At 40.6% G+C, this 6,104-nt stretch carries 4 protein-coding genes; all 4 read left to right on the forward strand.

Annotated features, from left to right (window positions below; all coding sequences use genetic code 11):
- The coding region (locus tag A6733_RS09270) for a hypothetical protein (RefSeq protein ID WP_176696812.1) at nt 1-4,958 on the forward strand (4,958 nt) is incomplete at its 5' end.
- An 87-nt stretch (nt 4,959-5,045) separates the two neighbouring features.
- Nucleotides 5,046-5,183 (forward strand): hypothetical protein, encoded by a 138-nt coding sequence (locus A6733_RS09525; RefSeq protein ID WP_176696169.1) that lies wholly within the window; start codon nt 5,046-5,048, stop codon nt 5,181-5,183.
- 195 nt (nt 5,184-5,378) lie between these two features.
- Nucleotides 5,379-5,588: a hypothetical protein gene (locus tag A6733_RS08145; protein WP_092415475.1), complete on the forward strand. Its 210-nt coding sequence runs from the start codon at nt 5,379-5,381 to the stop codon at nt 5,586-5,588.
- A gap of 15 nt (nt 5,589-5,603) precedes the next feature.
- Nucleotides 5,604-5,834, forward strand: coding sequence for a hypothetical protein (locus tag A6733_RS08150; RefSeq protein ID WP_092415478.1), 231 nt, complete (start codon nt 5,604-5,606; stop codon nt 5,832-5,834).
- Nucleotides 5,835-6,104 lie beyond the last annotated feature (270 nt).

Here is a 6,104-nt window from a genome sequence, read left to right on the forward strand (position 1 = left end):
AAGCTATTTGGTACTTTACCTATAGGTTGATGTGTGAATATAGTTTTGTATCCAGATGCTTTGGTGAGTACCATCATAAGCACCGCCCTGGCTTCATACGTGCTCTTCCTGATATTCGAGTACTCTCTGAACGTAATGTAGTGCCATTACCTAGAGATAGGTTGTTAGATTTTTTATCGAAGCTAGATTGTGCTGTCCATAATAAGGTGAAGTCTATTTTTGACTCTCGTTGGAGTGAGGTCTCTGTTACTTTGGAAGAAGGGTCCTTGAATTCTGTTAGTTGTAAAGATTTTATCGATGTCCTCGAAGTTGCCAATATTCCTCCACTAGCATCATTGGTATTGCTAGGAGCGAAACCTACAGGAAGTAAAAGCCGTGCAATAAGTAAGGGCAGGGGTGGGTGTTCGGCATCAGGAGTTAGTGTTATAGATCCTACACACTCTTCCCCCTCTGCTTTTCAACCATTGCCACCTCAGTCTCATCCTGAACGTACGCGTTCTCAATCTGATTCACAATTGGGCTCTTCATTATCATTAGGAGATTCTTCTAGTGCACCTTCCGAATCTGTTAAGTGTGTTGATTTGCTGGGTGTTAAATTACATCCTGACAGTGCTGAATTAATTTGTAGTGTCTTTTGCAAAGTTCGTTCTTCTGCCAGAAGGTCTTTCTCAATATCGATGCTAAATTACATTTCAACGATAATGATTAGTGAGCTTTCGGCCCTTGAAAAAGCTATTTGGGCTAAAACCTATAGGAAGCTGTATCTATCTAGGTTTATGTCTAGGGTGATTTGTGTGTATCACTCTAGGTGTTACACGAATTTTATACGTGCTCTTGATAGTATTAGGGTATTGTCAAGTTCCTCTGATCGTAGTCTAGTGACATTAAGTGGAGTCGGGTTATTAGGTTTTTTATCGAGACTAGATTGTGCTGTTCGTGGGGAAGTGGAAATTGTATTTAACTCGGAGTGGGGTAAAGTAACTGGTAAAGTTTTTTCTGAACTAGAAGATGAATCAATGAGCACTGTTAGTTGCGAAAATTTTATTAGAGTCCTCGATATTGTTGGTGTTCCTGTAGTAGCTCTTTCAGTCTCTCAAAGATATGACACGATGAGAAAAAGGCGAAAACGTGCGATAAGTAAAATGGAGAAGCTGCGAAGTGGGAATGAATGTGCGGTTGAGGTTACGGAGCCAGGCTCTTCTTCAACCACTACTACTGCTGTAGATAAAGAGGTGGATGCTGAGAGGGGTAGAGGAAGGTTTTATGCCCAAAAATCTGCCGTTGCTCTAGATTGTGCTTCACTGTGTGCTATGGTATTTCCTGAGTGTGCTCTGATGATTAAAGCTCTCTTTTCTAAAGTTGGTGCACTTGCCAGGAGCATTTATGAAGACATGGTAAGCAAACAGCTCCCACAAGAAATAAGTGACAAGCTTTCAGTGACTGAAAGAGCTATTTGGTACAGGACCTACACGGCGACGTGTGAGGTTAGTTTTGTGTCCAGGTGTTTTGGTGAGTATCATGCTAAGCACCGCCCTGATTTTGTACGTTCTATTTCTAAAATTCAAGTACTATCTGATGCCAAAGGTAATTTGCTAGATTTTTTATTGAGTTTGGATTGTGCTATCCGTAGAGAGATGGAGTCTGTTTTTAGCTCTTGTTGGAGTGAGGTTTCTGTTTCTCTGGAAGGTGAGTCCTTGAGTGCTATTAATTGTAGAGATTTTGTTAAAGTCCTTGACGTTGCTGGCATTCTCGCGATGGCGTTATCAACAAATGTAGGGATCTCCACAAAGGGAAGAGGTGGTAAAGGTAAGGGTGTAGCACCAGTAATTGGTGTTGTAGACCTTACGCATTCTTCTCCTCCCAGTCCTCGGTCATTACCATCTCAATCTGGTGGTTCGCAATTGGGTTCTTCGTTGCCATTAGGAGAGACTTCCAGTGCACTTACTGAATTGACTCTGCTTTCTTCTTCTGTTGGAGACTCTGTGGGTGAATCTTCTTCTGGTCTGATTGTGGCAAAAAGACATAAAGGTAGCGATAGTGTTGGTAGCGATAGTGTTCCTGTCTCTACTTATTCTGAGGCAGGGACTGTTTGTACTACTGCTGTTGGGGTGCTGCCTGTTTCTACTAAAGCGAGTACTTCAACTGCTTCTGCAGTTTCGATCTCTTCCTCTTGTGCTTCATTGTCTGTTCAATATGTTGATTTGCTTGATGTTAGGTTACATCCTGATAGTGCTAAACTAATTTGCGATCTCTTTTCTGTCATTCGTAGATCTGCCAGAACGTCTTACTCGATGACACTGAAACGTCTCTTAAGGGCTGTAAGTAGTGAACTTTCTGCAGTTGGGCAGGCTATTTGGTGCAGAACATATAGGGAACTACATTTACTTAGTTTTATGGCTAGGTGTCTTTGTCTGTATCATCACAGATACCGTCCTGATTTTATACGCTCTCTTGCTGGTATTAGAGTATTGTCAAGTTCCTCTGATCGTAATGCAGTGCCATTAAGTGGAGGTGAGTTACTAAGTTTTTTATCAAAGCTGGATTGTGCTATTCGCGAGGAAGTGGGGTCTATATTTAGCTTGGAGTGGGATAGGGTAGCTGATTCAGTCTTTGCCGAACTAGAAGATGGATCATTGAGTGATGTTGGTTGTGAAGATTTTGTTAATATTTTCGATGCTGTTAGTGTTCCCGTGGTAGCATTTTCAATTTCTCAAGAATATGAAAAAAAACATGTGATAAATAAGAGCAAAAAATCAGGAAGTGCTGCTTGTTCTTTGGACGCCTCCCTTCAGCAAGTTCGCCCCAAATCCAAACCCAAGACCAAGCAAAAATTCAAGCCCCAATCTTCTTTGCCTCTTGTTCAACGTGGGTCATTACCCAAGCATCATCTTCTATCTGGGACGCGGTTAGGGTCTTTGTTGCTATTGGAGGAGGATTCTAGTCAGTCTTCTCTTAAATTTGTTAAATCGCTTTATTATAGAGATAGAGATCAATCTGGTAATGTATCTGCTGCTGTTTCTACTTTTGTGGTACCACCTGAAGGTACTGAGTCTTCTTTGCCTCCATCTGAGTCAGTAGTAGCTGCTGATGTTTCTTTTGCTTCTGTAACTGCTGTTGCTACTTTTAGTGATGTCTCAGATAGCGAAAATGCTGGTAGTAGCAGAGAAGCGGAAGAGGGGTATATACAAGGAAGTATTGCTGGAGGAAATTTGCAGCAAGTTCTGGTTCCTCGCGATACTACTTCAGATGCTGCTATTTCAGATGTTGTTACTGCTTTGGGTAATGGGGTGAGTACTAGGGGTAGAGGTAAGGCTTCTGCCAAAAAAGGTGCTGCTTCTGCTGCTGTTTCTTATTTGGCTACTACTCTTAATCCGAATATTTTGAGTTCACTGGGTGTTGTGCTATCTCCTGAGAGTGTTCAAGTAATTGCAGGTCTTTTTTATGAGGTTGGTGAATTTGCTAGACGAGTTTATGAGGGGATGATAAGAAAACAGCTTCCATCAATCATGAGTGGTAAATTTTCAATGACTGGGCTAGCCATTTGGTACCATACCTATAGTTCAATGTGTAAGTATTTTTTTGTATCTAGGTGTCTTGGTGAGTACCATGCTAATCATCGCCCTGGATTTATAAGAACTCTTCCTAGCATTCAAGTAGTATCGGATTTTTCTGGCCATGCTGCGGTGACATTAACTGGAGATGCTTTGCTAGGTTTTTTATCGAGGCTAGATTGTGCTATCCGTAGTGAGGTTGAGTCTATTTTTGACTCTTGTTTAAGTGAGGTTTCTGTTCCTCTGGAAGAGGAGTCCTTGAGTGCCATTAATTGTAGAGATCTTGTAGATGTTATGAGTGTTGCTGGTATTTCTCAGGTAGAATTATCGGTAATGCTGTTGTCTTCCGCCGAAAATTCTCGTGGTGGGACTTCGTCTGACCCAATTGCAGCAGAAGGACATGCGTATGATGGTGTTGCTGTTCCTCATACTTCCGAATTGGGTCTGTTGTCTTCTGCTGAAAATTCTCGTGGTGGACCTTCTCCTGATCTAATTTCTGCTGAGGATGATACTCCATCTTCTTCTGCAGTTTCAATTCCTTCATATCTTGAATGTGCTTCTTCGCTGGGTGTTGAGTTACATCCTGATAGCGTTCCACTAATTCATAGTTTCTTTCGTAGAGTTCATTTATATGTTGTAACGTCTTTTTTGAGATCGGTTCGCAGTTACATCTCAACTGCTATTGGTAGTGGACTTTCGGTTGTTGGGCGATCTGTTTGGTTCGAAACCTACAGGGAACTGAATCTATATAATTTTATTTCTGGGTGTTTGGGTTCATATCATTACAATTATCGTCCTGACTTTGTACGTGATCTTTCTAATATTAGAGTACTATCAGATTCATCTGATCTTGGGCTCCAATTAAGTGGAGGTAGTTTAGTAGATTTTTTGTCAAGACTAGATTATGTTGTTCATGATTTAATTAGTTGTGTATTTAACTCGCAGTGGGGTGTAGAAGTTGATAGAGCCTGTTCTGAACTAGAAGATGGCTCATTGGATAATGTTAGTTGTGAAGATTTAATTTATGTCCTTAACACCGCTGGTGTTCCTGAATTAGCACTCTCAGTTTACCAAAGACGTAGAGAAGGTGTAAAAAGACGTAGAGAAGGTATAAAAAGACGTAGAAAAGGAATACCAGGAAGTAGTAGTAAAATTACAAGTAAAGGCAAGGCTTCGAGTGGTGGTGTTACGGGTGTTGATGTGCAACCTCAGCCTGAATTATTACTCCAACCTCAACCGGAATTATTACTCCAACCTCAACCGGAATTATTACCCAGTAGTGATCTTCAATCTGGTGTTTCTAGTGGGTCTTTGTCGCCTCTCATACCTGAATCTTCATTTGAGTGTGAGCAGCTGCCTATATTTGCTCCTTTTTTACAACACCATTGGCTAGAGAAGTTAGATTGATAGCGGTGGTGCTGTTTATGTGTTGGTAGTTTTAGTTAAGTGGATGGAGGTGGCTTAGTGGATTTTTTATCGAGACTAGGTTGAGTTGTGCGTGAGCTAGTGGAGTCTATATATTCAGCTCTAGGTGGGGATATGGAAACTGGTAAAGTTTATTATGAACGAGAACATGGATTTTGGGGGTTTTCCCAAAATATAAGACAAATAAAAAAGCAAGATGGCAAATAAAAACAAAACAGTAGGTAGTAGTAAAATTACAAGTGAAGGTACAGCTTACAGGAAGTAGTACTACAGGTCTTATGCATTCTTCATCTTTAGTGTGTAATTTCGGCATAATCTCAACCTGAGCGTTAATCTCTGCCTAAGAGTTATCTTAGGTCCAAGAAGCAATTCAATCTTCTTTTAGATTTGTTAAATTTTTCTATGGGGATCAATCAGTTTCTACTGACGCTTATTGGAGAATCTTCCACGGCAGATAGTAGTTCTTATAGTTATTTTAGTGGACCTAAGAAATTATTTGTTATTCATGGATCATTTATTGGGGCGACTCTTGAGGTTCCTATGGGTAGTGGTATTGCGGCTGAACGGACCTTCCTCTTCGGTATCTATGAAGTGGTAGTGATCGTTGTATGATCCTCTTCTGAGCCTGTGGATGTTAGCAGTGTTCCTCTGGTAGCTAATGCTACCGGTATTGCTGCTGAGGGGGGTATCGGAGTGAGATTGGCAGTGCTGCTAAATCTGGGTTTTCCACCTTTACCCCGCGCCAGTGAATCAAGTAGGTATACTATATGTGGTAGAGGTGGAGAAGGTGTATTTTCCTCACACCAAAGTAAAATGATCAGAGAGGAAGTGGTAGTAAAAGAAATGAGTAGTTTGTGAGAATTTATTCTTCCTACTGTTAGCATTACATAACTTTATTCGTTTATCGTGTGCATGGTGTGTGTTTAGTGCGGCGCGTTGATTTTTTCGTTATCCATGATCTAACGGAAACCATTTATTTCTTTGGAGTTAATGATGTGTATCATATTGATTGTGCAATAGTTAGGAATATTTGCGAAATTGAGAGTAAATTTTATGTTATTTAAGAAACACATGATTCCCCACTGGTGAGTTTTTATTTTATATATAATTTATGCTGATTTGACGAAA

Source organism: Candidatus Ichthyocystis sparus (genome assembly GCF_900078745.1).
Classification (GTDB): domain Bacteria; phylum Pseudomonadota; class Gammaproteobacteria; order Burkholderiales; family 2013Ark19i; genus Ichthyocystis; species Ichthyocystis sparus.

What these genes read in the sequence shown, in the direction of transcription:
- A6733_RS08145 (WP_092415475.1), top strand. Translation starts at nt 5,379, where the DNA reads ATGGGGATCAATCAGTTTCTACTGACGCTTATTGGAGAATCTTCCACG.